At 58.9% G+C, this 24,898-nt stretch carries 26 protein-coding genes and 1 pseudogene; 13 read left to right on the forward strand and 14 right to left on the reverse strand.

Going from position 1 to position 24,898, the window contains the following annotated elements:
* Positions 1-56 precede the first annotated feature (56 nt).
* Positions 57-761, forward strand: coding sequence for a RibD family protein (locus ADS46_RS18865; protein WP_234346794.1), 705 nt, complete (start codon positions 57-59; stop codon positions 759-761).
* A 48-nt stretch (positions 762-809) separates the two neighbouring features.
* Here the strand turns inward: ADS46_RS18865 and ADS46_RS18985 are convergent.
* The 4 genes and pseudogenes from ADS46_RS18985 to ADS46_RS08435 all read right to left on the reverse strand — a co-directional run.
* A pseudogene (locus ADS46_RS18985) lies at positions 810-1,688 on the reverse strand (lysylphosphatidylglycerol synthase transmembrane domain-containing protein); the annotation flags it as partial.
* Positions 1,689-1,692: 4 nt separating this feature from the next.
* The gene (locus tag ADS46_RS08425) at positions 1,693-3,639 is read right to left on the reverse strand and encodes a glycosyltransferase (RefSeq protein WP_066318776.1); all 1,947 of its coding nucleotides are present in this window, start codon (positions 3,637-3,639) and stop codon (positions 1,693-1,695) included.
* On the reverse strand, positions 3,636-4,034 hold the full coding sequence (locus ADS46_RS08430) for a 6-pyruvoyl trahydropterin synthase family protein (RefSeq protein WP_066318779.1): 399 nt from the start codon (positions 4,032-4,034) through the stop codon (positions 3,636-3,638). Before ADS46_RS08430 ends, ADS46_RS08425 begins: the two co-directional genes overlap by 4 nt.
* Positions 4,035-4,057: 23 nt before the next feature.
* Positions 4,058-5,041 carry a zinc-dependent alcohol dehydrogenase gene (locus ADS46_RS08435; RefSeq protein WP_066318782.1) on the reverse strand — a complete coding sequence of 328 codons (984 nt, stop codon included), beginning with the start codon at positions 5,039-5,041 and terminating at the stop codon, positions 4,058-4,060.
* A 243-nt stretch (positions 5,042-5,284) separates the two neighbouring features.
* On the opposite strand from ADS46_RS08435, the gene ADS46_RS08440 reads away from it, so the two are divergent.
* Positions 5,285-6,010, forward strand: a complete 726-nt coding sequence (locus tag ADS46_RS08440; protein ID WP_066318785.1) for a CDP-alcohol phosphatidyltransferase family protein — start codon at positions 5,285-5,287, stop codon at positions 6,008-6,010.
* A gap of 16 nt (positions 6,011-6,026) precedes the next feature.
* Here ADS46_RS08440 and ADS46_RS08445 read toward each other — a convergent pair whose 3' ends face one another.
* The gene (locus tag ADS46_RS08445; protein WP_066318787.1) at positions 6,027-6,497 is read right to left on the reverse strand and encodes a GFA family protein; all 471 of its coding nucleotides are present in this window, start codon (positions 6,495-6,497) and stop codon (positions 6,027-6,029) included.
* A gap of 172 nt (positions 6,498-6,669) precedes the next feature.
* Between ADS46_RS08445 and ADS46_RS08450 the strand changes: the two genes are divergently transcribed.
* A complete protein-coding gene (locus ADS46_RS08450; RefSeq protein WP_066318792.1) occupies positions 6,670-7,335 on the forward strand; it encodes a phosphoribosyltransferase in 666 nt (221 codons plus the stop codon).
* Between the two features lie 5 nt (positions 7,336-7,340).
* Here the strand turns inward: ADS46_RS08450 and ADS46_RS08455 are convergent, their stop codons facing one another.
* Complete coding sequence (locus ADS46_RS08455) at positions 7,341-8,303, reverse strand: LysR family transcriptional regulator (RefSeq protein ID WP_066318796.1); 963 nt, start codon at positions 8,301-8,303, stop codon at positions 7,341-7,343.
* A gap of 134 nt (positions 8,304-8,437) precedes the next feature.
* Here ADS46_RS08455 and ADS46_RS08460 point away from each other — a divergent pair, with 134 nt between their 5' ends.
* Positions 8,438-9,379 carry a sodium-dependent bicarbonate transport family permease gene (locus tag ADS46_RS08460; RefSeq protein ID WP_066318798.1) on the forward strand — a complete coding sequence of 314 codons (942 nt, stop codon included), beginning with the start codon at positions 8,438-8,440 and terminating at the stop codon, positions 9,377-9,379.
* On the opposite strand, the gene ADS46_RS08465 is transcribed toward ADS46_RS08460, so the two are convergent.
* Positions 9,352-12,540, reverse strand: coding sequence for an efflux RND transporter permease subunit (locus ADS46_RS08465; protein ID WP_066318799.1), 3,189 nt, complete (start codon positions 12,538-12,540; stop codon positions 9,352-9,354). The two genes, ADS46_RS08460 and ADS46_RS08465, sit on opposite strands and share 28 nt — an antisense overlap.
* Before the next feature lie 6 nt (positions 12,541-12,546).
* Complete coding sequence (locus ADS46_RS08470; RefSeq protein WP_066318801.1) at positions 12,547-13,731, reverse strand: efflux RND transporter periplasmic adaptor subunit; 1,185 nt, start codon at positions 13,729-13,731, stop codon at positions 12,547-12,549.
* 467 nt (positions 13,732-14,198) lie between these two features.
* On the opposite strand from ADS46_RS08470, the gene ADS46_RS08475 reads away from it, so the two are divergent.
* A complete protein-coding gene (locus tag ADS46_RS08475; RefSeq protein WP_420706114.1) occupies positions 14,199-15,137 on the forward strand; it encodes an AraC family transcriptional regulator in 939 nt (312 codons plus the stop codon).
* A gap of 71 nt (positions 15,138-15,208) precedes the next feature.
* Here the strand turns inward: ADS46_RS08475 and ADS46_RS08480 are convergent, their stop codons facing one another.
* Positions 15,209-15,631 carry an MAPEG family protein gene (locus ADS46_RS08480; protein WP_066318805.1) on the reverse strand — a complete coding sequence of 141 codons (423 nt, stop codon included), beginning with the start codon at positions 15,629-15,631 and terminating at the stop codon, positions 15,209-15,211.
* Between the two features lie 97 nt (positions 15,632-15,728).
* On the opposite strand from ADS46_RS08480, the gene ADS46_RS08485 reads away from it, so the two are divergent.
* From ADS46_RS08485 to ADS46_RS18740, 7 genes are all read left to right on the forward strand, one after another.
* Positions 15,729-16,403, forward strand: a complete 675-nt coding sequence (locus ADS46_RS08485) for an FAD-binding oxidoreductase (RefSeq protein WP_066318808.1) — start codon at positions 15,729-15,731, stop codon at positions 16,401-16,403.
* A gap of 395 nt (positions 16,404-16,798) precedes the next feature.
* Positions 16,799-18,040 carry a permease gene (locus ADS46_RS08490; protein ID WP_066318809.1) on the forward strand — a complete coding sequence of 414 codons (1,242 nt, stop codon included), beginning with the start codon at positions 16,799-16,801 and terminating at the stop codon, positions 18,038-18,040.
* 143 nt (positions 18,041-18,183) lie between these two features.
* Positions 18,184-19,005 (forward strand): aldo/keto reductase, encoded by an 822-nt coding sequence (locus ADS46_RS08495; RefSeq protein ID WP_066318812.1) that lies wholly within the window; start codon positions 18,184-18,186, stop codon positions 19,003-19,005.
* Between the two features lie 37 nt (positions 19,006-19,042).
* Positions 19,043-19,453 (forward strand): hypothetical protein, encoded by a 411-nt coding sequence (locus tag ADS46_RS08500; protein ID WP_066318815.1) that lies wholly within the window; start codon positions 19,043-19,045, stop codon positions 19,451-19,453.
* Entirely contained in the window at positions 19,450-20,409 is a 960-nt protein-coding gene (locus tag ADS46_RS08505; protein ID WP_066318817.1) for an aldo/keto reductase, read from the forward strand. Before ADS46_RS08500 ends, ADS46_RS08505 begins: the two co-directional genes overlap by 4 nt.
* Positions 20,406-21,077: an MFS transporter permease gene (locus tag ADS46_RS08510; protein WP_066318819.1), complete on the forward strand. Its 672-nt coding sequence runs from the start codon at positions 20,406-20,408 to the stop codon at positions 21,075-21,077. The genes ADS46_RS08505 and ADS46_RS08510 overlap by 4 nt, the downstream gene beginning before the upstream one ends.
* A gap of 344 nt (positions 21,078-21,421) precedes the next feature.
* Positions 21,422-21,571 carry a hypothetical protein gene (locus ADS46_RS18740; protein WP_156524489.1) on the forward strand — a complete coding sequence of 50 codons (150 nt, stop codon included), beginning with the start codon at positions 21,422-21,424 and terminating at the stop codon, positions 21,569-21,571.
* 13 nt (positions 21,572-21,584) lie between these two features.
* Here ADS46_RS18740 and ADS46_RS08515 read toward each other — a convergent pair whose 3' ends face one another.
* The 4 genes from ADS46_RS08515 to ADS46_RS08530 form a co-directional block, all read right to left on the reverse strand.
* Positions 21,585-22,112 (reverse strand): GNAT family N-acetyltransferase, encoded by a 528-nt coding sequence (locus tag ADS46_RS08515; protein WP_066318822.1) that lies wholly within the window; start codon positions 22,110-22,112, stop codon positions 21,585-21,587.
* On the reverse strand, positions 22,109-22,543 hold the full coding sequence (locus tag ADS46_RS08520; protein ID WP_066318825.1) for a GNAT family N-acetyltransferase: 435 nt from the start codon (positions 22,541-22,543) through the stop codon (positions 22,109-22,111). The genes ADS46_RS08515 and ADS46_RS08520 overlap by 4 nt, the downstream gene beginning before the upstream one ends.
* A gap of 49 nt (positions 22,544-22,592) precedes the next feature.
* Positions 22,593-22,931, reverse strand: coding sequence for a low molecular weight protein tyrosine phosphatase family protein (locus ADS46_RS08525; protein ID WP_066318829.1), 339 nt, complete (start codon positions 22,929-22,931; stop codon positions 22,593-22,595).
* A 245-nt stretch (positions 22,932-23,176) separates the two neighbouring features.
* Positions 23,177-23,782, reverse strand: coding sequence for a porin family protein (locus ADS46_RS08530; RefSeq protein WP_066318832.1), 606 nt, complete (start codon positions 23,780-23,782; stop codon positions 23,177-23,179).
* A 249-nt stretch (positions 23,783-24,031) separates the two neighbouring features.
* On the opposite strand from ADS46_RS08530, the gene ADS46_RS18505 reads away from it, so the two are divergent.
* Positions 24,032-24,172 carry a type II toxin-antitoxin system YoeB family toxin gene (locus ADS46_RS18505; RefSeq protein ID WP_082926032.1) on the forward strand — a complete coding sequence of 47 codons (141 nt, stop codon included), beginning with the start codon at positions 24,032-24,034 and terminating at the stop codon, positions 24,170-24,172.
* Here the strand turns inward: ADS46_RS18505 and ADS46_RS18510 are convergent.
* Entirely contained in the window at positions 24,144-24,731 is a 588-nt protein-coding gene (locus ADS46_RS18510; protein WP_199825205.1) for a histidine phosphatase family protein, read from the reverse strand. The two genes, ADS46_RS18505 and ADS46_RS18510, sit on opposite strands and share 29 nt — an antisense overlap.
* Positions 24,732-24,898: the final 167 nt, after the last annotated feature.

The raw sequence follows: 24,898 nt of genomic DNA on the forward strand, positions 1-24,898 counted from the left end.
CGGACGCCATCTGGCAGCGCCTGCTGGCAGGCCAACTCCCGGATGACGGGAACCCGATGGCCACTGAGGCCAGCGAGCTGGCAAGCTGCCTGGCCCCCCTGGCAACGAGGGCGTCGTGGGTGGTGGCGCAGTTGGGACAAAGCCTGGACGGACGCATCGCCACCCAGAGCGGTCATTCCCACTACATCAACGGGCGGGCGAGCCTTGTGCATCTGCACCGACTGAGGGGGCTTGCCGATGCCGTGGTTATCGGTGCCGGTACCGCCGATGCGGATGATCCGCAGTTGACCGTGCGCCACGTTAGCGGCGTTAACCCCACTCGCGTTGTACTCGACCCGCGTGGCCGCGTATCGATGGACCGGCAACTGTTTCAGACCCGCGTGGCACCCACCCTGCATGTGATCGGGCCGGATGCCACGCCTCCCACCCCGCCTGCCAACGTGAAGCGCTGCGTGCTGCCGCTGAATGACCGAGGCCAATTCGAACCCCGCGATGTCATTGAACTGCTCGACGCGCACCAATTGCGCCGGATCCTGGTCGAGGGCGGCGGGATTACCGTCTCTCAGTTTATCGAGGCAGGCGTGGTCGACCGGCTGCACTTGCTTGTTGCGCCGCTGCTGATCGGCTCGGGGCGCCCTGGATTGCAGATGACACCCATTGAAACGCTGGACACTGCGCTGCGCCCCGCGCTGCGAACCTTCCGTTGTGGCGAAGACACCCTGTTCGATGTCCTGCTGCGCCCGGCCACTTTCGGGGGGTAGTGCCGCATGGCGGCGGCCGATGGCCACCCAAAGGCCCGGCAAACTGGCCAGCAGAACGACGACACCGTAGGCCAGCGACACCGCCACGCCCTGGGCGACGGGCAAGCCCACCCACATCCAGACGCCTGCTGCGGCGCCTTCACGCACGCCCCAACCGGCCACCGACAAAGGCACCAGCATGGCAAGTAGCACCACCGGTGCCAGAGCCAACAGGCTCGACACCGGCAGCTCAACGCCGATCGCCCGGGCCGCACAAACCATGACCAGGCCATAACTGAGTACAATGGTCAGCGAGGACAGCAACTGAAGAGGCCAGACACCAGCCGTTAACAGGCCGCGCTGGATATCCCGGCCAACGGACAGACACCAGCCAGGCAAGTTGACCGACCCTTTACGTGCCAGACCGACAAGCGCCGAGATCCCCCCCACGCACAGCGCCCCGGCGACACCGATGGATAACCACACCGACCAGCCAAGCGCTGCATGCCACAGCGGCGACAGCGCAAGCGCCACAAGCGTCAGCAACCCCATGGCCACCTGGCCGGAGACCCGCTCGATAATCACCGCGCGCCACGCCCGCCCCCTTGAGGCGGATTGGCTGGCATGCCGGTGAGCACGCCCCGCATCACCCAAGACGCCGCCCGGCAATAGCTGGTTCACCAGCAAGGCCAGGTAATACTCGCGCAGCGCATAACCGAAGCGCATGGGCACCTGGATCAACCTGGCGGTTAGCTGCCACCGCCAGGCGCTAAGAGCGACCTGACCGACACTGATCAGTAGTGCCAACAGCACCCAGCCAAGGGAGAATCGCTGCACTTGCGCGACAATCGCCCGAGGGTCGACCCACAGCGCAACGGCCCCCAGCAGCAAGCCGCTGACGACCACGCGGCGCAGCCACGGGGAGTGCCACCACTGCGCATTGACCATGGTGTTACGCCTCCCCCTGGGGTTGTGCTTCCTGGGGCAAGGCCAGCAGATCACGGTGGCCTACCCAGATGCCCAGCTCACCGCTGGCGACGGCCTGGCGGCGCTGGGCAGCCCAGTCGGCAATGCGGCCGGTGGCGTGGGGCGCGTGTTCATTGGCCGCCGACGCCCAGCCCTCGATCAATGACGCCATCAGCGGCTGATGGACAGGATTACCCGCCGATAACTGCCACGGCGTATCCGCTTCTTCAACGCGGTAATTCACCACCTTAAAAGCAGCCGCAAGGGTGGCATGCGCGCGACCACCAAGGGCACCGCCAAGGCCTTTATCGCGCTGCTGATGGGCACGAAAAAGATCGCGCACCCATTGATCTTCGTCATCGGCAACCGGCCGTTTATGGCGGTCGGTAAACCACCAGTCACCGGTAACGCTGAGCGCCATGAGCACTCCCTGACGATGCGCAGTGCAGTGGGCAACCAGTTGATCAATCCAGGACTTCGAAACCAGATCGAGCAGTGCCGAGGCGGTGATGAGGTGCGCGCCGTTCAACACCGGGGTGTCGAGACGGGCAAAAGAGGCTGCCTCGGTGTCGGCAGCGATGGACTGTCCGCTTGCATCCCGTAAAGTCATCACCCGCGCCCGGGCGTCGCCAAGCAAGGTGGCGTCGTGGTCGATCAGGGTCCAGGTTTGCGGGCCAGCTAGACGAGGTGCCAGGTAATCCACATTGCTGCCCCGGCCACAGCCCAGGTCCACCAGCCGATGAGGCGTGGGACAGGCAGACAGCCACTCATTGGCAAGCGTGACAAGGCGTTGGGAGCGTGAATCGTGATCCACCGGCTCGCGCAGCGCCAACCAAGAGGCAGGAAATTCGCTACCCGACACCAGGGGCACCGGTGTTGCCGCTAGCGCACTGGCAAATGCCTCGGCCGCGGCGGGCCAGTCCTTGAGTGTCTGGCGGGCCTCGATGGCTCCCTGGCGCAGTGAGGCACGCAGGTCGCCATCGTCACAGAACCGCTCGATAGCGCTTTGCAAGGCCTCGACGTCGCCGGGTTCAACGCTTAAACCGGCACCGGCGGGCAAGGTATCGCGCAATGCCCCGCCGGTCGTGGTGATGACGGGCAGGCCATGGGCCAGCGCCTCGGTCACCACCATGCCATAACCTTCGTACCAGGAAGGCAGCACCAGGGCATGAGCGTTATGGTAGGCGGCTTCGAGGGTATCGCTGTCGCACTCGCCATGCAGGGTGGCCTGCCCCTCCAGGCCATGAAATTCAATCAGATACTGCAAGCGGAGGGTGAACTCAGCATCCCGTGCGCCACCGAAGCAGTCGCAGCGCCAGCGGCTTGCCTTGAGCCCGGCCAAGGCTTCAATCAACACGTCCTGGCCTTTGCGGGGCGTCAAGGTCGCCACGCACAACAAGTTCAGTGGCTCACCCGGCGCGCAGGCAGGGCTCACCGGCGCCTGCTCAACGCCGGGTTCGACAACGCTGACAGCGGCGACCAGCGGTAGGCTGTATTCGTCCGCCAGCGCCGATAATCGGCGGGCGGTAAAGTGGCTGGTCACGATAATCCGCGGGACCGCCGCCAGGGCGCGCAACTCGCTTTGATGAAGCCGCTGCTGATCATTCGCGTCCAGGCCCAATTCATCGCCCAGCGGGTGATGCACCAGTGCCGTGATGGCCAGGCGATCCACGTGGCGGTTCACCACGTCGGGCAATGCGCCCATGGCCAGACCGTCGATGACGACCGTCGCGCCATCGGGCTGGGCCGCCAATGCGCCCGCCAATGCCTGGGTCGCGGCAGCGTCGGCGTCCGGAAACGCCCCGTCCAGCCCGATCACCTCGATTACCCAGCCCTGTGCCCGCAGCGCCGAAACGATGTGGGCATCGTAAAGGTAGCCGCCGGTGCGTTGGTCTGGATCGCCAGCCACTATCAGGCTAAAGCGCTGGTTCATAGTGCGCCTTCGTAGCTCGCCCACGCCACGTGCGACTCATGCAGTTTAACCTCGAGATGGGTCAGCCCCCGGGCCGTCTTGCCCATCTCGCCTGCATTAATCGCGGCAGCAAGCTGGTCATAAATCACCTTGGCCATGAATTCAGTGGTGGTATTGTGGCCCTGCAGTTCATTCACCTCATCCAGGTTCTGGTAGTTGTAGCCTGCCAGGACCGCTTTAAGCGTCTCACCCGCCAAGCCGATATCGATGACCAGACCATCATCATCAAGCTCAGGTCGCTGGAAGATGACATCCACCACGTAGGTCGCGCCGTGGGTGCGCTGGGCTGGGCCAAAGACGTCACCCTTGAAGCTATGGGCAATCATAAAATGATCACGGACACATAAGCGGTACATAGACACTCCTGTCGTATTTAGCGTTAGTGGGAATAGCGCAGACGATGGCACAGCTCGGTGCTACTGGATGCCAACAGCGCGGGAGCCAGGTCAGGCATGCGGGTAAAGTCGCTTTCCCCGCTGATCAGGGCATCCAGGCGATCGTCTAGCAGCAGGTTCAATGCCAGGCGGAGCCGCCGCTGATAATCCCAGCGTGGCTGCAAGCGAGGCGGCAATTGACCCACTTGACTCGCACGCAGGGTAAGCCGCCGGGAATGAAAAGCACCGCCAAGGGGCACCGATACCTCGCCTTCGCCAAACCAGCTCATTTCGATGATGCGCCCCTCATTACCCACCAGGCTCAGCGCTTGGCGCAGGCCGTCTGCGTGGCCGCTGGCGTGAATCACGCAGTCCTGCTCGGCACTGGCCGCTTCAGGCAGGCTGAACGGCACGCCCAGCGCCGCTGCCAGCGATTCGCGGTCGGGGTTGATATCGATCAACTGCACCTCGACGCCGGGTATCCGGGCGCATAGATAGGCTACCAGCGCGCCAACGACGCCCGCACCAATGACACTGATCCGTTCGCCCAGTACAGGTTCGGCATCCCAGACACCGTTGATCGCGGTTTCCATGTTGGCGGCCAGCACGGCGCGCTCGGCCGGTAAGGCATCTGGAAGCGGTAGCACCGCCGACGCGGGCACCACGAAGTGGTCTTGATGGGGGTACAAACAAAATACGCGCTGGTTCAGTAGCTTGGGCGGACCCTGCAGAACATGGCCCACATTGGCGTAACCGTATTTGACCGGCGCGGGGAAATCACCCGCCTGGAAGGGGGCTCGCATGCGGGCAAACTCGCTTTCCGGCACGCGGGCATTGAATACCAGCGATTCGGTGCCACGGCTGATTCCGGTATAGAGGGTACGCACAAGAACGTCATCCTCACCCGCCGCTGGCAATGTCTCATGCCTGAGTTCACCACGGCCTGGGTGGGTCACCCAGAACGCCGTCGCGTTATTGCTGTTGCTCATCAGCACTCCTTCCTTGTGCCGCTCGCTTCTCCTGGGGTATGCCGATGTGCAATGACGAACCAGTTAGATCAAGCTGGTGTCGAATTGTGTTCACTGACAGCACCTTTCTAGCGTAGCGTTAAACAATCGGATATTCGATGTTGCAGACTAGACAACCCTACCTTCTTCTACAAGAATGGTACATATAAAAATATTTGCATCGAATTATTTTATCGATGCAACGATCGTGATGGCAGGAGTGCCATGTATTTGTTCACCAATACACCGACTGTTACAACCACCAGGCGCTGGCAAACGGCCATGGAAGTCTTTCTGGGCGGCATCGCACTGGTTCTTTCAGGATGGCTATTGCCTGGTTTGTTACCCGGACCGCTTAACTGGGGCGTTGCCATTTTTTGTTATGCGCTAATCGGTGGGTTAGTGACGACTTACTGGCCTCATGGCCTGCTGGGCTGGGCGAACCGGGTGACACTGGCCAGGGCGGTGCTGGTCGCGCTGGTGGCAGGGGCACTGGCCAACCAGGCGTTCATGGCCGCCATATGGCTCTGGCTGGCCATTGCCATACTCGCTCTATTGCTGGACGGCGTTGACGGCTGGTTAGCACGCCGCACGCAAAGCGCTTCACCGTTCGGCGCGCGTTTTGATATGGAGCTGGATGCCCTGCTGATCATGCTGCTTTGCGTGGGTTTGTGGCTTGAATCGATAAGCGGGTGGGTAGTGCTGATTGGTGGGATGCGCTACCTGTTTGTGGCCGCTGGCTGGCGGTTCACCTGGCTGACCCAACCGCTGTTTGCCAGCATGCGCCGCAAAACCGTATGCGTCTGGCAGGTGGTGGCGCTCCTGCTGGCATTGACGCCGCTGACCTCCTCCGGCGTTACGGAAATGCTGGCATTAAGCGCCCTGCTATCTTTAGCCTATTCGTTTGGGGTAGATGCGTGGTGGCTATACCGGCAGGCACACGCCCGGTAGCGCCTATCTGCCTGCATCACTGCTCCAGCCCGAGGCGTTGATGCCATTCGGCCAGACTCTCGTCCGGGTAGGCATAAAAGCACTTGTCCTGTATCGGCGCGTTGACTTCGACCCATTCCGCTTTGCTGCCCAGCATCATGTGCGTTTTCTTGGGCGGCGAAGGCAACGGTGTATCGATCGCCGAGGCGAAAGGGTGAACAAGCTCAGGCCATTCGGGATCGTAAACCCAGAGGGCACTGGCGCAATGCTGGCAAAAATGCCGCTCGCCAGTGCTTTCCTCGCCGTCGATCACGGCTCGGTAGATGGCAATATGCTCTTCACCACTGACCCTCAAGGTACTGTTATCGGCACCAAGATTGATCGCATAGCCGCCGCCACCCGCCGTTTTGCGGCATATCGAACAGTAACAGCGGTTAAAAGGATAGGGATGGTGTGACTTTACGCTGAACGTCACTGCCTGGCAGTGGCATGATCCTTTGAGCAGCATTACGCCTCCTTCACAAGGGTTACCGCAATAGTGGTCGATGAAGAACCGACCCGGCTTGGATAAGCCACTACCTCTTACTATAGTCTAAGGAGCGTTAATCCATCGTGTGATGACACCCAGCCCCGTCAATAGCGTGGCGGGCGCCCACCGATAGGGTGTTCAGGAGTTACTCATGCCCAACCGTCAAGAGCGCTTCGAAAATCGACATGACGCAGGACGTCAACTCGCCAACGCACTGACCGGCCAACACCACGACATCGTTCTCTCCCTACCGCGCGGCGGTGTGCCCGTGGCCTACGAAGTGGCCATGCGTCTTCAACTGCCGCTGGATGTCCTGGTGGTACGCAAGCTGGGCGCACCGGGGCATGCCGAGTTCGGTATCGGCGCGGTGGTGGATGGCGATCCATCTCAGGTGGTGATGAATTCGCAGACGGTGGAGATGCTGCAGGTACCCGAGCGCTATATCGAAGAGGAAATACAACGACAAAAGCGCGAGATTACCCGCCGTCGCCACGCTTACAGAGGCGACCGGGCGCCGGTAAACGTGAGCGGACGCCGGGTACTACTGATAGATGACGGTATCGCCACCGGCGGCACGGCCAAGGCAGCCGTCAGGGCACTGCAGCAGGCGGGGGCTGCCACTGTCACTTTGGCCGTGCCCGTTGCCCCGACCTCGACACTGGATGAACTGGCTGGCGATGTCGACGATGTGATTTGCCTGGCAACCCCCGAGCCCTTCAACGCCGTGGGCGAGCACTACCGGGATTTTACCCAGACCAGCGATGACGATGTTATTGGGTTGTTGCAGGCGGCACGAGACGCCTCAAATGCAGAATAAGTAAGCTACCGTCTCTCAATGTCCAGGGTTCGTAGCAGCTCAGCGACGGCAAGTTCTCCTTCCGGTTCATTAAACTCGAGCGCCAGCAGACCTTGTACAAAACTCAGGAAACGATAGGCGGCGGGCGGTAGACGGCGCTCTCGACGCACCACGAAGTGCCAGCGGCTTTTCAGCGGAAAACCCTTCAAGGGCAGCTCTTGAACGCCCTTGGGCGAATCCGCCACCACATGGCGCGACAGCACCGCCAACCCCATCCCGGAGGCCACGGCGAGGCGAATCGCTTCATTGCTGGCGATCTGCTGGGTGGAGCGCAGCTCAATGCCCGCGCTGTATAGCCAGGCATCAAAGGTATGCCGGGTCGCCGAGCCCGGTTCACGCAGCAGGAAACGCTCGTCTTTCAAGGCCTCCATGGTGAGATCTGTAATATTCGCCCAGCGATTGTTTTCGGGCCCTACCACCACCAGCGGATTGCTCAGAAAAGGCGCGGCCATCACGGCGTCGTCCGAAGGCGGGTGGCTAAATACGTAGAGGTCATCTTCGTGGCGCTCAAAGCGATTGAGCATCTGCTGGCGGTTACCGATCTCGACCGTGACGTCTACCTGGGGGTTAGCCTGACTGAAGGGCCCCAACAGCCGCGGCAATACGTATTGGGCGGTATTCACTAAACCAATACTGAAATGTCCGCGGCCGCCGCGGTTGTATTCGTCCAGATACTGGCTGAACACATCGGTGCGGCTGAGCAAGTCCTGACTTAGCTGATAGAGCGCCTGGCCGACCTCGGTGGGAACTACGCGCCCCTCTTCCTGACGCACGATGGGTTCGCCAACAATCTCCCGCAGCCGCTTCAACTGCTGAGACACCGTCGGCTGGGTCAGATGCAGCCGGTTGGCGGTGGCGGTAATCGAGCCTGTGCGTACCACGTCGGCGTAGACCTGCAGCAGGCGGAAGGTCAGTTGTCGAACTTTCATTGCTTACACCATAGATAATCCTCTATGACTATATAAAGCTTATTTGTTTTCATCAATCCATTGGAATCGCTAAAGTAGTTGCCCTGTTCATTCACCCCCAGCCCTTCAAGCCCAGTCCTTCAAGGAGAGTTGCCGTGCCGGATATTGTGGTCATGTTTTTTGTACTAGGTGTTGTCGCCGGTGTGGTGCGCTCCGATCTCAGCATTCCCAAAGCCGCTTATGACATCCTAAGTCTGCTGTTGATGCTGACCATAGGCCTCAAGGGCGGCATGGCGCTGCACGGGAGCCTGAATACGGCTCTATTAATCGAGCTTGCCGGGGTTACCCTGCTGGGCATTTTAATCCCGCTGATCATCTTCCCCGTTGTTCGCTACCTGGTGCGGCTCTCTTTGGCAGACAGCGCCAGCCTTGCTGCCCACTACGGTTCGGTTAGCGCCGGTACCTTCGCTGTTGCCCTGGCGTATACCGAAGCGCACAGCCTGATGACCGGCGGGCAGGTAACGCTGTATCTGGTGCTGCTTGAACTGCCGGCGATTATGCTCGGGATTTTGCTCTATCGTCGCTTTAGCCAAGCAGGTTCCGCCACTAGTATGTCGAGCCTGTGGCACGAGACGCTGACCAATCGCGGCGTCATCCTGCTGGTCGGCGGCGTTTTGATCGGCTGGCTATACGGGCCGAATGCCGGCGAATCGGTGACCAGCCTTTACACCAATGCTTTCCAGGGCATTCTGGCGCTGTTCCTGCTGGAAATGGGCCTGGTGGCAGCAGAGACGCTGCGCAGCCTGCGCTGGGGGCACAGCCGCCTGATCATCTTTGCCCTGGCAGCGCCCGTTGCGCTCTCCTGCCTGGGGTTGATGATGGCGTACTGGCTTGGGCTGCCTGCTGGCTCCGCGGTGATTCTGGCGAGTCTTACCGCCAGCGCCTCCTACATTGCCGCCCCCGTCGCCATTCGCGCCGCGATTCCAGACGCCAACATAGGCCTTGCCATGCTGGCGTCGTTAGGACTCACCTTCCCCTTCAATGTGCTGATGGGTATTCCGCTCTATCATCAGCTTTGGGGATGGCTGGCAGGCTGAGGCGTGCCCTCCAAGGTGGCGCTGTGATGGCTGACCAGCGGCCGAGAACCCGAAAGCTTGCGCAGCGCCACATAGAACACCGGGGTGAGGAATAGCCCGAACAGGGTCACCCCGATCATGCCCGCAAACACCGCCGTGCCCAGCGCTGACCGCACCTCGGCACCCGCGCCGGTGGCAATCACCAGCGGCAGCACGGCGGCGGTGAAGGTAATGGAGGTCATGATGATGGGGCGTAGCCGCAGTCGGCAGGCCTCCAGGGCGGCGTCCACGATACTTCTGCCCTGCAGCTCCAGCTCCCGGGCAAACTCCACGATCAGGATGGCGTTCTTGCACGCCAGGCCAATCAGCACCACCAGCCCCACCTGCACGAAAATATTGTTGTCACCATCGCCAAACCAGACGCCAATCAGCGCCGAGAGCATGCACATGGGCACAATCAGGATCACCGCCAAGGGCAACGTCCAGCTTTCATAGAGGGCCGCCAGCACCAGGAACACCAGCAGGATCGACAGCGGGAAGACCACCAGCGCCGCGTTCCCCTGGGTGGACTGCTGGTAGCTCAAGTCAGTCCACTCGAACGCCATACCCGGCGGCAGCACGTCCAACGCCAGCGCGTTAATGGCATCCATGGCCTGAGCAGAGGAAAGCACTCTTGGGTCAGCCTCCCCGGCCAGATCCGCCGCCGGGTAGCCGTTGTAGCGCAGCACCGGATCCGGGCCGAAGGTTTGGGTGATGTTGACCATGGTGCCGATTGGCACCATTTCTCCCTGATCATTGCGGGTGCGCAGGCGAGCGATATCTTCCACGCTGGCCCGGTAAGGCGCGTCCGCCTGGGCGATCACCTGCCAGGTACGGCCGAAGCGGTTGAAATCATTGACGTACGTCGAACCAAGGTAGGTCTGCAGGGTATCAAACAACTCGGTTAGCGGTACCCCCTGGGCCTTGGCCTTGAGCCGGTCCACCTCGGCATCCAGTTGCGGGACGTTGGACTGGTAGCTGCTGATCGGGAAGGTCATGCCCGGCGTCTGAGCAATGGCACCCTGGAACTGATTGACTGCCTGCTGCAACGCCCCGTAGCCAAGGTTGCCGCGATCCTCGATAAACATCTGATAGCCCGAACCATTGCCGAGTCCCAGAATCGGGGGTGGCATAAAGGCAAACGCAAACCCTTCCTTCAGCCCGCCGATGCCCTGATTGATGCTGGCATTTATCTCCGCGGCCGTGAGACTGCGCTCACCAAAGGGGCTAAGAGTGAGAAATACGACCCCCGTATTCGAGGTATTGGTGAACTGCAGCGCGTTCAGGCCAGGAAAGGCGATGGCGTGCTCGACGCCTTCGGTCTCCATGGCGATATCCACGACCTCCTGGAGCATCTGGTCGGTTCGCTCCAGGGAGGCACCTTCCGGCAGGATAACGCCGGCAATCAGGTAAAGCTTGTCCTGCACCGGGATAAACCCGGGCGGCACCATCTTGAACATTACCCCGGTACCCGCCAGTAGCAGGGCGTAGACCACGAACACCGCGCCCCGGCGTTTTAAAGAGCGCGCCACGCCGCCCTGGTACTTGTTGGCGCTGGCATTAAAGAAGCGATTGAAGGGGCGGAAAATCCAGCCGAACAACCCGTCAATGACACGGGTAAGGCGATCCTTGGGCGCGTCATGGGGCTTGAGCAGCATGGCCGCCAAAGCGGGCGAGAGGGTCAGCGAATTAATCGTGGAGATCACCGTAGAGATGGCAATCGTCACCGCAAACTGACGGTAAAACTGCCCGGTCACCCCGGAAAGGAACGCCATGGGGATAAAAACGGCGCACAGCACCAAGCCGATGGCGACGATCGGGCCGGAGACTTCCTTCATTGCCTGGTGGGCGGCGGCTTTGGGATTGAGCCCTTCGCCGATGTTCCGCTCGACGTTCTCCACCACCACGATGGCGTCGTCCACCACGATGCCAATGGCCAGCACCAGACCGAACAGGGTCAGCGTGTTGATGGAGTAGCCCAGCAGATAGAGCGCCCCGAAGGTGCCGATCACCGATACCGGCACTGCCAACAACGGAATGATCGAAGCGCGCCAGGTTTGCAGAAACAGGGTGACCACCAGCACCACCAGCAGCACGGCTTCCAGCAGGGTTTTCACCACGGCCTTGATCGAATCGCTGACGAAGATGGTGGTGTCATAGACGGCCTCATACTCAACGCCTTCTGGGAACTGTTCAGACAGTTCATCCATGGTGGCCACCACCTGCTCGCGGATCGCCAGCGCATTGGCGCCCGGCGCCTGGAAAATACCGATGGCCACCGCCTCATTGCCGTCCAACTGCGAGCGAAGGGTATAGTCCCCGGCGCCCATCTCCAGCCGAGCCACGTCCGAGAGCCTCAAGATATCGCCGCTGTCACCGCGCTTGAGGACGATATCGCCAAACTCCTCCACCGTTTCCAGCCGCCCGCGGGCATTGATCAGGGTCAGGAAATCACTCTCTTCAATGGGCTCGGCGCCCAACTGCCCGGCAGAGACCTGGACATTCTGCTCCCGCATGGCCGCCACCACATCGCTGGCGGTCAAGCCACGGGCGGCGACGCGATCAGGATCCAGCCAGGCGCGCATGGCGTAGTCACCCCCGCCAAATATCTGGGCATCGCCTACCCCTTCGAGCCGGGCAAGGCGATCCCTGACATGCAGCCGCACGTAGTTGCGCAAATAAAGAGTGTCGTATTCGCCCCCAGGCGAGGTGAGGTGAACAACCATCAGAAACGTAGGCGACTGCTTCTGGGTAGTCACGCCCTGGCGGCGCACTGCTTCCGGCAACCGCGCCTCGGCCTGGCTGACGCGGTTCTGCACCCGAACGGCAGCCTCTTCGGCATCGGTACCCGGGCGGAAGGTGACGGTCATCTGCAGGACGCCATCAGAGCCTGCGACGGACTTGAAGTACATCAAATCCTCAACGCCATTGATGGCTTCCTCCAGCGGCGTCGCCACCGTTTCGGCGATCTCCTTCGGGTTGGCTCCCGGATAGACGGTGCGCACCACCACCGAGGGCGGCACCACATCCGGGTACTCGCTGATCGGCAGGTTGGGGATGGAGATCAGCCCGATCGCCAGGATAATAATCGACAGCACCGCCGCAAAGATCGGTCGGTCGACGAAGAAACGGGAGAAATTCATGGCGGTCTACTCCTCCCTGGCCGCAAGAGCGGGCTGGTCATCGGAAACAGGGGCATCGGCAGCGACGCTTTGCGGGCTTACCTGCATGCCGGGGAAGAACACCTTTTGCACCCCGTTGACGATCACCCGGTCACCGGGGCTGAGCCCCTCGGTGATCACCATCTGTTCGCCCATCTGCCGACCGGTGGCTACCTGGCGCCGCTCTGCCCGGTTATCACCATCGACGACATACACGTAGCGCCGGTCCTGGTCGGTCAGGATCGCCTTGCGCTCCACCAGCAGCGCCTGCTCCAAACGGGCTATCGGCACCTCAACCCGGGCAAATTCTCCCGGCCGGATACGGCCGTCAGGGTTGGCCAGCAGCGCCCGGAACTGCAGGGTGCCTGTACTGGGATTCAAGCGATTGTCGATAAAGTCCAGCGTGCCCGTGTATTGACGCTGTGGGTCGCCACCCAACTCAATCGTCAGACTGCTTTCGCCATCGACCATCAGTGCCTGGCTGGCGAAGGCGGCCTGTTCGTCCGCTTCGAAGTAGACATGGACTGGGTCAATGCTGACGACAGTGGTCAGCAGGCTTTGGTCGGCGTTAGCCAGATTGCCGCGGGTCACCATGGCCCGACCAGCACGGCCGCTGACGGGTGCGGTGATACGGGTATACGCCAAATCAAGTTCGGCGGTATCCAGCGCGGCTTCGGCAGCATCCACCATGGCGCGGGCATTGTTCAGGGCCGACTGGCGCTGATCATGTACTTCCTGGGAAATAGCCTGGCGCCCCAGCAGCACACGGGCCCGCTCGGCCTCACTGGCGGCCTGGGCGCTCTGGCTCCTGGCCTGGGCAAGCTCAGCCTGGGCGGCGCCGACTCGCGCCTGATAGGGGCGAGGGTCGATCTGGAACAGCAAGTCGCCCTGCTCCACCAGTTCCCCCTCCTCGAACGCCACTTCCTCGATATAGCCGCTGACCCTGGGCCTTAGCTCAACCGTTTCCGCCGCTTCTACCCGCCCGGTGAAAGACTCGCTCAACACGACCGGCTGAGCAACGATATCCACCACCTCGACTTCTGGCGGCGGTGGTGGCGCTGCCGCTGCCTCCTCGCTCTTGGCTTCACATCCGGTCAGCAAAACCATTAACAGCAAAAACGGGAGGATCCCCCGGCCACTCGTTGAGCGAGTTCTTTGATTCAAACTTCCCATGATGACTTGCTCCAATGGCTATCGGAAACCGATAGCCGCGTTGGTGATCTATTTCGTACCGCGTTAGCGGTCAGCTTTCCAGTCGCTTAAATAGCGCCAGAATCGACAGTGATGTTGTTGTCATAAGCAGAGCTGGCGGATTGGCAGGATCGAGCTGAATGCGAAACACCTACCAGAGGATGCCTACCATAGGGTGAGCGGGGACAAAGAGGGTATCGGGTTCCTGCGAGAAGATTGCCTGATTCTGTCGCGAGACGTGCAAGGCTTCATCTGGCGGGGTATTTTGATAAGCCTGCTACTAGGGTTTTGAGGATAATGACCGTTGTGTGACACACAGCATGGGTTGTCGTTTTCTGCGCAGTGCTTGCCTGATCCTGCAAAAGCAAATGAAAAAGCCCTCGTCCCATGAAACGAAGGCATATACTGCAAGCTGTTAGGGAGGAGAGCCATTGACCGATACCTTGCCCATGCAAGCTAGCCATTCTACGGACACGCTGCATCAGCTGAGCAGAATCGCCCGGCGCTGGACGCCCCTGGAAGAGCTTCAGGATACGGCGATTGCCGAGGTGCAGCTGGTACGCGCTGACTCACCCACCACCTTCCACTGTGCCGTCTACGACCCGTGCCTGTGCTTTGTCATTCAGGGCAGCAAGACGGTGCTGTTGGGTGACAAAGAGATTGTCTACACCGGGCCCAGCTACATGGGCAGCGCCGTTCACCTGCCAGTGGTCGGCAGGATTGACTATGCGACCCCGGAAACCCCCTTTCTGGCGGTGAAGGTCTCGGTGAATCCTCAGGAGGTCGCAGGACTGATACTGGAACTGGGCGACACTGCGCCGCTCGCGGGGAATGATACGATCTGCCCCGAGATGGACTGCGGATTAAAATCGGCCCCCATGGATGCACGTATGCAGGGCGCGCTCTATCGATTGCTGAGCCTGCTCGACTCCCCGGAAGACATCAAGGTGCTTTCACCGCTGGCCCGCCGGGAGCTGATCTACCGGGCACTCATGGGGGCCATGGGGCCGCACATGCGCCGATTTGCCGCCTCTGATTCCCAGGCAAACCGAATTGCACGGGTCATCTATGCCCTTAAGGAACGCTATACACAGCCGCTCAAGATTCGTGAGCTGGCAGCGGCCGCCAACATGAGCGAATCGACGCTTTATCACAGCTTCCGCCAGGTCACACGCATGTCGCCCCTACAGTACCAGAAGAAGCTGCGCCTGCACGAAGCCCGACGACTCATGCTGGCCGAAGGGCTGGAAGCAGCCACCGCCAGCTACCGGGTTGGCTATGAAAGCCCCTCCCAGTTCAGCCGCGAATATAGCCGCATGTTCGGCGCGCCGCCACGGGCTGACGTCAGCTACTTGCGAGGGGCCAGAGCAGCGCCCGAGCCTGCCTGAGGCATATTGCCTAACCCTTATCGGTTACAACAGGGCGCTGGAAAAGCGTGCGTGCTCAATCCTGGGTCGTTTTAATGAAGTGCCGACATAATCAGGCCACACATCACAAACATGCACCCCACGCCGACGAAATACGCCACCGTTCGCCAGGGCTGGAGCCCCGCCAGCAGGCAAAAGGTGTGCACGTAACGGGCGCCGGTAAACGTCAAAAAAAGCCAGGCCGCCAAACCTGGCGCGGCGCCCACCCACACGTAAGCAACCCCGAGCGCCAGAAAGATGGGGATATTTTCAACGTCGTTTGACCAGGCACGAGCGGCCCTTTGCACCTGGGGCAATTCCTCTTTCGCAGCGTCTCTACCTACAAAGGCGGCATCTTCGGGGGTCTTGAACGTCATCTTGGTGATGCGATGAAACCCTTGATACACGGCAATCGCGAACATCTTCAAAAAAAGCAGCACTGACGCCACCGCGTACCAATACACTGCGTTATCCATGGTGTCTCCTTGCGTTTAATGCCCGGCTTTGCAACCCGACGCTCCCACGGCCAACATGACGTATTGCAACCTAACGATGAGAGGCATAAGGCGAAGTATGGACCATACACTCGAAATCCAGGAAATCCGCAATCTCACTCATGATGTCAAACAGATACGGCTTGCCAAGCCTGAGGGATACACCTTTACGCCTGGCCAGGCAACCGAGGTCGCCGTCAATCGTGAAGGGTGGACAGACGAGAAACGGCCGTTCACGTTCTCTTCGCTGGTGTCGGATCCGTGGCTGGAATTCGTCATCAAGATCTATCCGGACCACGAGGGCGTCACCCAGCAGATCGGCCAGCTCAAGGAGGGGGACTCGCTGATCGTTGGCGAGCCCTGGGGCACCATCGAATACAAGGACGAAGGTGTGTTCCTGGCAGGCGGTGCGGGGGTAACGCCGTTTATCGCCATTCTGCGCGACCTGCATCGCAAGGGCGAGCTCGGCAACAACCAGTTGATCTTCTCCAACAAGTCAGAACGCGACATCATCCTCAAGGAAGAATTCGCGACGATGCTGGGAGACCAGTTCATCAACGTCATCACCGACGAAAAGCCGTCCGGCGACCATATCTTTACCGATGGCGTCATCGACAAGGCCTTCCTGACATCACATATCAAGGACATGAGCCAGGCCTTCTACGTCTGCGGCCCGGATCCGTTCAACGAGAGCATCATGGCAGCCTTGAAAGAGCTGGGCGCCAACCCGGACGCGCTTATCTTTGAAAAGTGAGGTGCTTTGCAATGCGCTCTGATTCAACGGCGCATCTACAGTGCCAAGGCATTGTGAAGGCTTAAGACTATCCGCTTTTTGCTTCTCGCCCACTTGGATGGGGAGCAATCACTTAATGCTTTGCTCGGCGGTCTCAATGACCAAGCACAATCCCTCACCCAATCAGGTAGGGTCATGTCATGACGCATTGTTATCGCCGACGCTAGCCTCGCTAGTTACCGAACCCGACTGAACCACTCTCGGCCTCGCCGTTGGTCGGGATGCTGCTTTTGCCTTACTTCTCCTGGGGGTGATCCCGCCTCTGCAGCAACCATGATGAGAGATTGCCATCTTTGTTGATTCGGCTAAACCTTGCTAGCTTTTACTAGATCTTTGTTTAATCAACCGGAGCCAATATGGATTTTATCAGCCTCTGGCATCAGGCTGCGCTTACCAGTACCGGTTATTTCTGGATGGCCCTTTGGGCATTCGTACTGGGTTATATCATCAGCAGCCTGATACAAGTGCTGGTAACGAAGGAACGTATGCAAAAAGCCATGGGTAAAACCGGCCCGCGCAGCATGGCGCTGGGCACCTTCTTCGGTTTTATCTCCAGTTCTTGCAGCTTTGCAGCCTTGGCCACCACGCGTAGCCTGTTCCAGAAGGGGGCTGGATTAGCGCCCTCCATTGCGTTTCTGCTCGCCTCCACCAACCTAGTGATTGAGCTGGGTATCGTCATTTCGATCTTCCTGGCGTGGCAGTTCGTCGTGGCTGAGTATATCGGCGGCATCCTGCTGATCCTTTTTGCCTGGCTTTTCATTCGCATCACCAACCCCAAAAAGCTGATTAAACAAGCCAGGGAGCGGCTTGATGATGGCGATGAAGAACATCAGCATGGCGACCAGCAGGCGAGCTGGCAGTCAAAACTGACCAGCCGTAAGGGCTGGCAGCAGATCGGCATGACCTATGTCATGGAATGGCAGATGGTATGGAAGGATGTGTTAATCGGCTTTACCGTGGCGGGCGTGATTGCCGCCTTCGTGCCTGAAAGCTTCTTCCATGGGCTTTTTCCTGGCGCTGGCCAGACAGAAGGTGATCTGGGCTTTTTATCCCTGCTCGCTCAAACGTTAATCGGCCCTTTTGCTGCCTTTTTCACCTTTATCGGTTCCATGGGGAATATTCCCTTGGCGGCGGTGCTTTTCGGTAACGGCGTCAGCTTCGCGGGCGTCATGGCCTTTATTTTTTCGGATTTGGTGGTACTGCCGGTTCTGAGAATTAATGCGCAATATTATGGCTGGAAGATGTCGCTGTATATTCTAGCGTTGCTGCTTTGTGGGCTGGTGTTTGTTTCCCTGATCATGCATTACGGCTTCGCGGCGTTCGGCCTGCTGCCGGATGCCACTAGCGTACAAACAGCAACGGAACGTGACCATTTCAAGGTGAATTACGGTTTCATACTCAACCTGATATTCCTGGCCATATCCGCGGTGCTGGTGTTTTTCTGGTACCGGGCCAAACACGCTGATTCGGGCCATGGCCATGAGCATCATCATGACCATGGCGGCGCAGGGGCAGGCACCTGGGTTCTGCGTAGCCTTGTCGTTATTGCGATGCTATGGCTGGCCGGAGGCCTCCTTGTAGCACCACTGATGGCATGAGCGACTATTTTTGACTGACAATTGCTTTGACTGACTTGCCTACTGGGCTCGGTCGGCATCAGCGGCTCATTTATATCGCCTTGATGGTGGTCGATTCAGCTTTATGAACATGCGTCGGAACAGCTTCACAACCGGGAAGAGATATGCAAACGATCGAACTAGGCGGCGAAAGCGTTCCCCGTATCGGCCAGGGCACTTGGCATATGGGCGAAGATGCCGGGCAGCGGCAGGCGGAAGTCAGGGCGCTGAGGGAAGGTATCGATCTGGGCATGACGCTGATCGATACCGCCGAGATGTATGCCGAGGGCGGCGCTGAAGAGGTGGTTGGCCAAGCCATCCGTGACCGGCGCGACGAGGTGTATCTGGTCAGCAAGGTCTACCCGCATAACGCCAGCACCCAGGGTGTTCAAGCCGCCTGCGAGCGCAGCCTGCGCCGCTTGGGCACCGAGACTATCGATCTCTACCTGCTGCACTGGCGCGGCCAGTACCCACTGAGCGAAACAGTGGCAGCGTTTGAGCGGCTGCGCGAGCAGGGCAAGATCCAGCGCTGGGGCGTGTCCAACTTCGACACTGACGACTTGGCAGAACTCGACGTACCCGCTTGCGCCACCAACCAGGTGCTCTATAACCCCGAAGCACGGGGCATTGAGTACGACCTGCTGCCCTGGCAAGCACAGCAAAACATGCCGCTCATGGCCTACTGCCCCATCGGCCAAGGCGGCGCGCTACTGCATGACGCCACCCTGCAACGCATCGCCGACAAGCACAGCGCCACGACTGCGCAAATCGCCCTCGCCTGGTCACTGCGCCATCCCGAGGTGATCGCTATTCCCAAAGCCGTTAACCTGGATCACCTCAAACAGAACGCCAAGGCAGATACCGTCAGACTCGACGACGATGACCTGGCACAGATCGACGCGGCCTTTCCTCCGCCAACGCGCAAACAGTCCTTGCAGATGGTGTAAGGCCAGGCCGTCAACGGCCCAGCACTGGAGCGATGCCATGTCACTGCCTGCCCCACCCAATGCCTGGACACGCTTTCTCGCCCACCTGCTGTTCATCCTCGCGGCGTGGACGCTGTTTATCAAATACCTGTTCCCCGTTGGCTATGCGCTGGCATACGGGGAGCCTTGGGCGCGGTATATCTATTGGGATCTATGGCCCCTGGCGCACGTCTGGCTTGGGTGGGCGCTGCTCAAACAGCCTCGCTATACGCGTGCATTGGCGGTGGGCATGTCCGTCCTTGAAATCCTCATCATCGGCACCCTGTTCGTGCGCTTTCTCAATGACCCCGAGTGGTCGATCTGGCGTACCAACTGGTTTGTGAACAAGGTGTTTGTGCTGACCTGCTTTGTGCTGGTATTGGCGGCCACGTTGCCGATCCCTAAAAAATGGAAGGAGCGACCGCTATGAGCTATCGCATCACACATCACACTAAGCATCGCATCACGCGCAGACAAAGCCTTACGCTCATCGGCGTCACGCTGGCCGCCACGATGTTGCCAAGCGTGCCGCTGCTTGCCAACACGGGTGGGATGCGTCAGAAGGCTTTTGCAGGTACTGATAAAACGCTGCCAGTTATCGGCATGGGCACCTGGCGCACCTTCAACGTTGGCAACGACCCAAAGTTGCTCGATGCGCGTACCGAGGTGGTCAAGGCATTCTTCGAGCATGGCGGCGGCCTGATCGATTCCTCGCCCATGTATGGCTCGGCGCCGGATGTGATGGGCCATGCCCTGCAGCAGTTGGGAACGCCCGACAGCCTGTTTTCCGCCGAGAAGGTCTGGAGCCCCGCCGGTGGCTCAGCCCGCGAGCAAGTGGCCGAGCTGAAAGACCGCTGGACGGTGGATCACTTCGACCTGGTGCAGGTACACAACCTGACCGACTGGCGCGAGCACCTGGCCGCGCTGCAGGAAATGAAAGCCGAAGGCGCCATCCGCCATGTCGGCATCACCACCTCCCACGGGCGGCGCCACCGCGAGATCGAGCAGATCATGACCTCAGAGGACATCGACTTCGTGCAGCTCACCTACAACATCACCCACCGCGAGGCCGAAAACCGGCTACTGCCCCTGGCGGAAGAACGCGGCATCGGCGTAATCGCCAATCGGCCTTATGATGGCGGCAGCCTGATCAAGAACCTCAAGCGGCGTGACGCGCCATTGCCCGATTGGGCCAACGAGGAATGTGGCTGCACCACCTGGGCGGACTTTCTGCTGAAGTTTATCGTCAGCCACCCGGCGATCACCTGCGCGATCCCCGCCACCACCCAGGTCGAGCACATGCGCGAGAATATGCTCGCCGGACACTCCCCCATGCCTTCGACCAACGCCCGGCAGCGGATGGCCGCCTATATCGAGTCGCTATGAACGCCTGGACAAGCTACCGGCTACAGGACTTTATTCCCTTCACGGCGGAGGTGTACTTCCGCCTACTGGAACGCATGGGCGAAACCTTCTGGCCGCTGCACCTGCTGACCCTCGGGCTCGGCGCCGCCACCCTGGTACTGGCGCTGAAACACCACCCGCGACTCGCCTGCCTGCTCCCCGCCCCGTTCTGGGCCTTCGTCGCCGTGGCGTTTTTCTTTCAGCGCTACGCAGCGCTCAACTGGGCGGGGGGCTATGTGGGCAACGCCTTTATCGCCCAGGCCGTGCTGCTGGTAGTGATGGCACTAACGGGATGGGGTATGGACAAAGCCTCACGCCGCACCAGCCCGCCCGTCGTTATGGGCATAGCCATCGCCCTCTTCGGCCTGATCGTCATGCCGTTGATGGCGCCGCTCAGCGGCGGTTCCTGGTACCAGGCGGAAGTGTTCGGCTTACACGCCGACCCCACGGCAGTGACCACGCTGGGGCTGACGCTGATCATGCTGCGGGGTGTCGCTCTCTGGATCGCCGCCATCATCCCCGCGCTCTGGCTGGTCATTTCAGGACTGACGCTGCAGGTGCTGGATTCGACGGGCGCCGCTGTGCTATTTGCCGTATTGGCGATCACGCTGGTGGGAGTAGTTTGGAAGAGCATAGCGTCCAAGCGATAGTCTTTCAGCGTCGTCCGCGTGACCAAAGGGGGTAACACTACACCGAGGAGAAACCTTGTCCACAGTGCAGCTAAACTGGTTAATGGCAGTGATAAGGCTTAGAACCGGCGTGACAACCGTTTTTGTCAGTTCCGCCAGAGTGGCCATGAGCAACGCCAACAATCATCATTGAAGCGAACAGGACAGCAATTATCTTTTTCATAATAGACCTCTTTTTGTTAGAGATATTTTCCATATTGCCTTCCGTTGCACTGGAGCACCCACGAGCCTTGTGAGTGTTAATAATGATTATGCAGTGTTTCCCAGTGCTCCGATAGCACTCGTTAAAGGCGCACCGAACCACAATGGAAGTCAACGGCCTCAAAACCATGAAAGCCGACCTCTTCCGCAACAGCGACGCGACATACGATGGCTCGATGATGGCAAACACCGAATGGCATATCGCCAACACCCAGCCATTTTTGAGCGACGAAGTCGTGCCAAATAAGACTTAAGGGATTCTTTTTACTAAGCTCTAAACTGAAAGCGGAATACATCTCTACATTCCCCACCCAACTGCGGGGCCCGGTAAAAATCTTCGGTTCTTCCCGTGAGCACGAAACCCGCTTTTACCAGAGCCGCTTGGGCGACGGCGTTTTCTACATCTGTGAAGGAACGAACGTCTGCTGTCTGACCCGTTGCGAGCAAATGTTGTGCGGTGAGCGCCAAAGCCTCTGCTGCGAACCCGCGGCCTCTGTATGGGATGCCGATGCCGAAGTGAACAGCCATTGACGCATCATCCCTGGCAACGGTTATCAGCCCTGCAGTAGTACCGTCTCTAATTGCCTCTATCACCCAGATGCACATGCCATTGGATGCCAGGCTCTCAGGGGTCGAGAGCTTTTTGAGCATTCGCTCAGTTTGCTCAACGTCAATGTGTGGCTGCCGAGCCAGGTACTTCGCTGAGCCCAGGTCGCCAGTGTAGGTTTTAAAGATCGACGCGGTATCCTCGGGCCTGCGGTAGCGCAACCCCAGCCGTTCTGAAGCAGCGATCATAGCTGGGGGCTCTTCTTCATAAGAACAGCCTGGGTCTTATCCTTGCTGTAGCCCAGAGACTCGTAGAAGAGGTGGGACTGTTCCCTACGCGCATTAGCGCGCACTCGTATCACACTGACCTTTCCAGATAGCCATTTTTCCGCTTCGAGAACCAGGCCCTTGCCAAGGCCCTGGCCTCTTGCCTCTTCGCTGACTACCAGGCTTACGATCTCGCCCTTGACGCCCTCGGCCAAACGCACATCGATAATAGCCGACACGCAGCCACGTACGTTTCCAGCCACCTCCGCGACAAACACTTCCCCACTCTGCTCTCGCACGGCGCTTATATTGGCTGAAAGTGATTCTTCAGAGTGGTCATAGCCAAGCTGAGCCATTAGCAGGACCAGCGCTTGGGCGTCTTGGTGGGTGTACTTTCTATAAATTTTATTCATGTATCTTCGGTATCAGGGTAATTGTCGCCGCGCTTAGACGAATCTCCGGCTATATTTTGCCAGAAGATAATCGCACATACTCTGTCACCCTTTCCTTGAGCAAGGTGATGAGCTCCGGCTCCATGAACTCATAGTGATCGGGAATATCCAGGCAGACCAGCGGTTTATCCTTCAACACGTCCCTGTATGTCCTTGCGACCTCATCCTGGTGGTGCTTTTCCATCACCAGAACGATATTGGCCCACTCAATCAAGTCCCGGGAAACGGGCGTTTGCGCATTTACTCCTGTGCCAGCGCCGATTGCCTTGATGCCGGGATAAGCGGCAAAGACACTTTCCGCCGTTGGACTACGTAGCCTGTTTTCACTGCAGATGAATAGAAGGTTCATAGGCGCTCCCTCGTTTACTGTATGTGCCAACGACAATTTGCCAGATACGTTGGCATTCATAACAGCACGATCAGTAAAAGTTGCATCGTAACGCGGCCGATAATGGTTATGAACCTGAGCTAGCTCAGCGCTTTAACGCGCTGGCAGCGTACCGCCTGGAAGTATGGGAGAGTTGCGTGAGATAAAACGACAGCGCCGGGGCTAGCCCCGGCGCTGATATCGTACATAGCAAAACAGATTGACGGTTAGAAGCGGAAACCAGCTGACGCGGTAAAGGTATCGATCTTGTAGTCGCTGTCGAAGTCGTAGCGCTCGTATTCAGCACGTACCAGGAAGGGGTCGAAGTTGAACTGCGCGCCGACACCATAGACCGGATCGGTGCCGTCCTGATCTTCAAGATCAACGCTAGCACCGCCCAGGTTACCGTCGACGTCGGTTTCCCACTTGGCTACACCGGCCTTGGCAAAGGCGGTAAACCAGGAGGTGACGGGCAATTGACCGACCAGGCTCGCCCCGTAGGCGTCGGATTCCAAATCGGTATTGGCGTCACTATTACCCTCCAGGCGCGTACGACCCAGATCGGCATAGAAGATTTCGGTGGCGAAGTAAGGATTGATTTCGTAGCCGACGAAACCTTTGAAGACGTTGTCTTCGTCATCGTCCAGATCAAAGTCTTCGGCGCCATCGGAGATGAAATTATCGACATCGTCGTCGTCATTCTCCAGTGAGCTGAAACCGGTACCGATGCCCAGATAGAGTCCATCAGCATTGGGGGCGGCGAATGCTGACGGTGCCGCGGCGAGCATAGCGGTAGAGGCAAACGAGGCGGTAAGTAGGGTTCTGAGTTTCACGTGTCTTCTCCTTGTGACGACTTGCTATGAAAGATTCTATGAATCGTCATGTATTGAAAGGCGATCCTGCCTTGATTCACTCAATGTGACAGTCGTTTGATTCACACGTATCAAGCATAGACAGAACACTGTTCGACAACAAGGATAATCCAGTTACGACAGGTAAGTTTTTGTTGCAAAAAAAGAGCCTCTACCGGGAAAGTAGAGGCGCTTCGGTCATCGACTCAGAGCCGAAAACGGTTCATCAATATGGCAAGCATTGCCGGTTATGGGTCTCGACGAATCCACGAAGAGCACCGACTGGTATACAAAGTCACGGAGGACGCTTTGCTTATTGCCCAGCTTGGCTCATCAGCGACGCTTATGGCCTCCGGTGCACGGCTTTGTTAGAGCACATGGCACGATTAAGGAAGCTTATTGTGTTTACCTCCCCCACAGAAACATGGCTTAGTCCACAGTTGTCATGAGGGAATCGTGTTTTTGTTGGCAACGCCAGAAATCTGTTCAACAGCTCTCGTATCATGTGCCCGTGAGTCACGACCAGAATTTTAGATGCAGATTGAGAGAAAATTACCTCTTGTGCCTGCATGACCCGCCTGAGAAACGCACCGGCTTGTTCGTTTTTTGCTGGGTAAAGATAACCGGACGCGTGAGGCGCGTAAACGGGCTCTTCGTGAGAAACTGAGTTATCAAGTATCAACTGGCCTTCAGCTAAACAGGGATGGACCACGACAGGTAGCGACGCGGCTTGTGCGAACGGCTCAATCGTATTCAGGGCTCTAGAGTAAGGAGAGCAAAGGATAGCTTTTATTCCCAATTCCATCAGACCACCAACGATCGCTTGGGCCTGCCAATGCCCGAACTGCGTCAAAGTATCCTCACAACCCGAACTAAATGAGCCAGCCCGGTTTGATTCTGTTTCAGCATGTCTCAACAAAAATATTTCCATATATCTCATGCTCTAACGCTAGCAATAACCGGCACCGAAACGAAGCGTAGGGAACCATAACCCGCAGGGGATATGGTGTCCGATTGACCACCTGGTTATGGGCCCGTTGGTAATCCCCCCGAAAAACCAGAGTGTTCAAAAGTAGAATTTTCCGTAAGCTAAGCGCA

This window comes from Halomonas sp. G11, assembly GCF_001663515.1.
Lineage (GTDB): Bacteria > Pseudomonadota > Gammaproteobacteria > Pseudomonadales > Halomonadaceae > Vreelandella.

Excerpts from the sequence above, each read along its gene's own strand:
- ADS46_RS18865 (WP_234346794.1), top strand. The coding sequence starts at position 57 with ATGGCCACTGAGGCCAGCGAGCTGGCAAGCTGCCTGGCCCCCCTGGCA.
- ADS46_RS08425 (WP_066318776.1), bottom strand. The coding sequence starts at position 3,639 with ATGAACCAGCGCTTTAGCCTGATAGTGGCTGGCGATCCAGACCAACGC.
- ADS46_RS08430 (WP_066318779.1), bottom strand. The coding sequence starts at position 4,034 with ATGTACCGCTTATGTGTCCGTGATCATTTTATGATTGCCCATAGCTTC.
- ADS46_RS08435 (WP_066318782.1), bottom strand. The coding sequence starts at position 5,041 with ATGAGCAACAGCAATAACGCGACGGCGTTCTGGGTGACCCACCCAGGC.
- ADS46_RS08440 (WP_066318785.1), top strand. The coding sequence starts at position 5,285 with ATGTATTTGTTCACCAATACACCGACTGTTACAACCACCAGGCGCTGG.
- ADS46_RS08445 (WP_066318787.1), bottom strand. The coding sequence starts at position 6,497 with ATGCTGCTCAAAGGATCATGCCACTGCCAGGCAGTGACGTTCAGCGTA.
- ADS46_RS08450 (WP_066318792.1), top strand. The coding sequence starts at position 6,670 with ATGCCCAACCGTCAAGAGCGCTTCGAAAATCGACATGACGCAGGACGT.
- ADS46_RS08455 (WP_066318796.1), bottom strand. The coding sequence starts at position 8,303 with ATGAAAGTTCGACAACTGACCTTCCGCCTGCTGCAGGTCTACGCCGAC.
- ADS46_RS08465 (WP_066318799.1), bottom strand. The coding sequence starts at position 12,540 with ATGAATTTCTCCCGTTTCTTCGTCGACCGACCGATCTTTGCGGCGGTG.
- ADS46_RS08470 (WP_066318801.1), bottom strand. The coding sequence starts at position 13,731 with ATGGGAAGTTTGAATCAAAGAACTCGCTCAACGAGTGGCCGGGGGATC.
- ADS46_RS08475 (WP_420706114.1), top strand. The coding sequence starts at position 14,199 with ATGCAAGCTAGCCATTCTACGGACACGCTGCATCAGCTGAGCAGAATC.
- ADS46_RS08480 (WP_066318805.1), bottom strand. The coding sequence starts at position 15,631 with ATGGATAACGCAGTGTATTGGTACGCGGTGGCGTCAGTGCTGCTTTTT.
- ADS46_RS08485 (WP_066318808.1), top strand. The coding sequence starts at position 15,729 with ATGGACCATACACTCGAAATCCAGGAAATCCGCAATCTCACTCATGAT.
- ADS46_RS08490 (WP_066318809.1), top strand. The coding sequence starts at position 16,799 with ATGGATTTTATCAGCCTCTGGCATCAGGCTGCGCTTACCAGTACCGGT.
- ADS46_RS08495 (WP_066318812.1), top strand. The coding sequence starts at position 18,184 with ATGCAAACGATCGAACTAGGCGGCGAAAGCGTTCCCCGTATCGGCCAG.
- ADS46_RS08500 (WP_066318815.1), top strand. The coding sequence starts at position 19,043 with ATGTCACTGCCTGCCCCACCCAATGCCTGGACACGCTTTCTCGCCCAC.
- ADS46_RS08505 (WP_066318817.1), top strand. The coding sequence starts at position 19,450 with ATGAGCTATCGCATCACACATCACACTAAGCATCGCATCACGCGCAGA.
- ADS46_RS08510 (WP_066318819.1), top strand. The coding sequence starts at position 20,406 with ATGAACGCCTGGACAAGCTACCGGCTACAGGACTTTATTCCCTTCACG.
- ADS46_RS18740 (WP_156524489.1), top strand. The coding sequence starts at position 21,422 with ATGGAAGTCAACGGCCTCAAAACCATGAAAGCCGACCTCTTCCGCAAC.
- ADS46_RS08515 (WP_066318822.1), bottom strand. The coding sequence starts at position 22,112 with ATGATCGCTGCTTCAGAACGGCTGGGGTTGCGCTACCGCAGGCCCGAG.
- ADS46_RS08520 (WP_066318825.1), bottom strand. The coding sequence starts at position 22,543 with ATGAATAAAATTTATAGAAAGTACACCCACCAAGACGCCCAAGCGCTG.
- ADS46_RS08525 (WP_066318829.1), bottom strand. The coding sequence starts at position 22,931 with ATGAACCTTCTATTCATCTGCAGTGAAAACAGGCTACGTAGTCCAACG.
- ADS46_RS18505 (WP_082926032.1), top strand. The coding sequence starts at position 24,032 with ATGGCAAGCATTGCCGGTTATGGGTCTCGACGAATCCACGAAGAGCAC.
- ADS46_RS18510 (WP_199825205.1), bottom strand. The coding sequence starts at position 24,731 with ATGGAAATATTTTTGTTGAGACATGCTGAAACAGAATCAAACCGGGCT.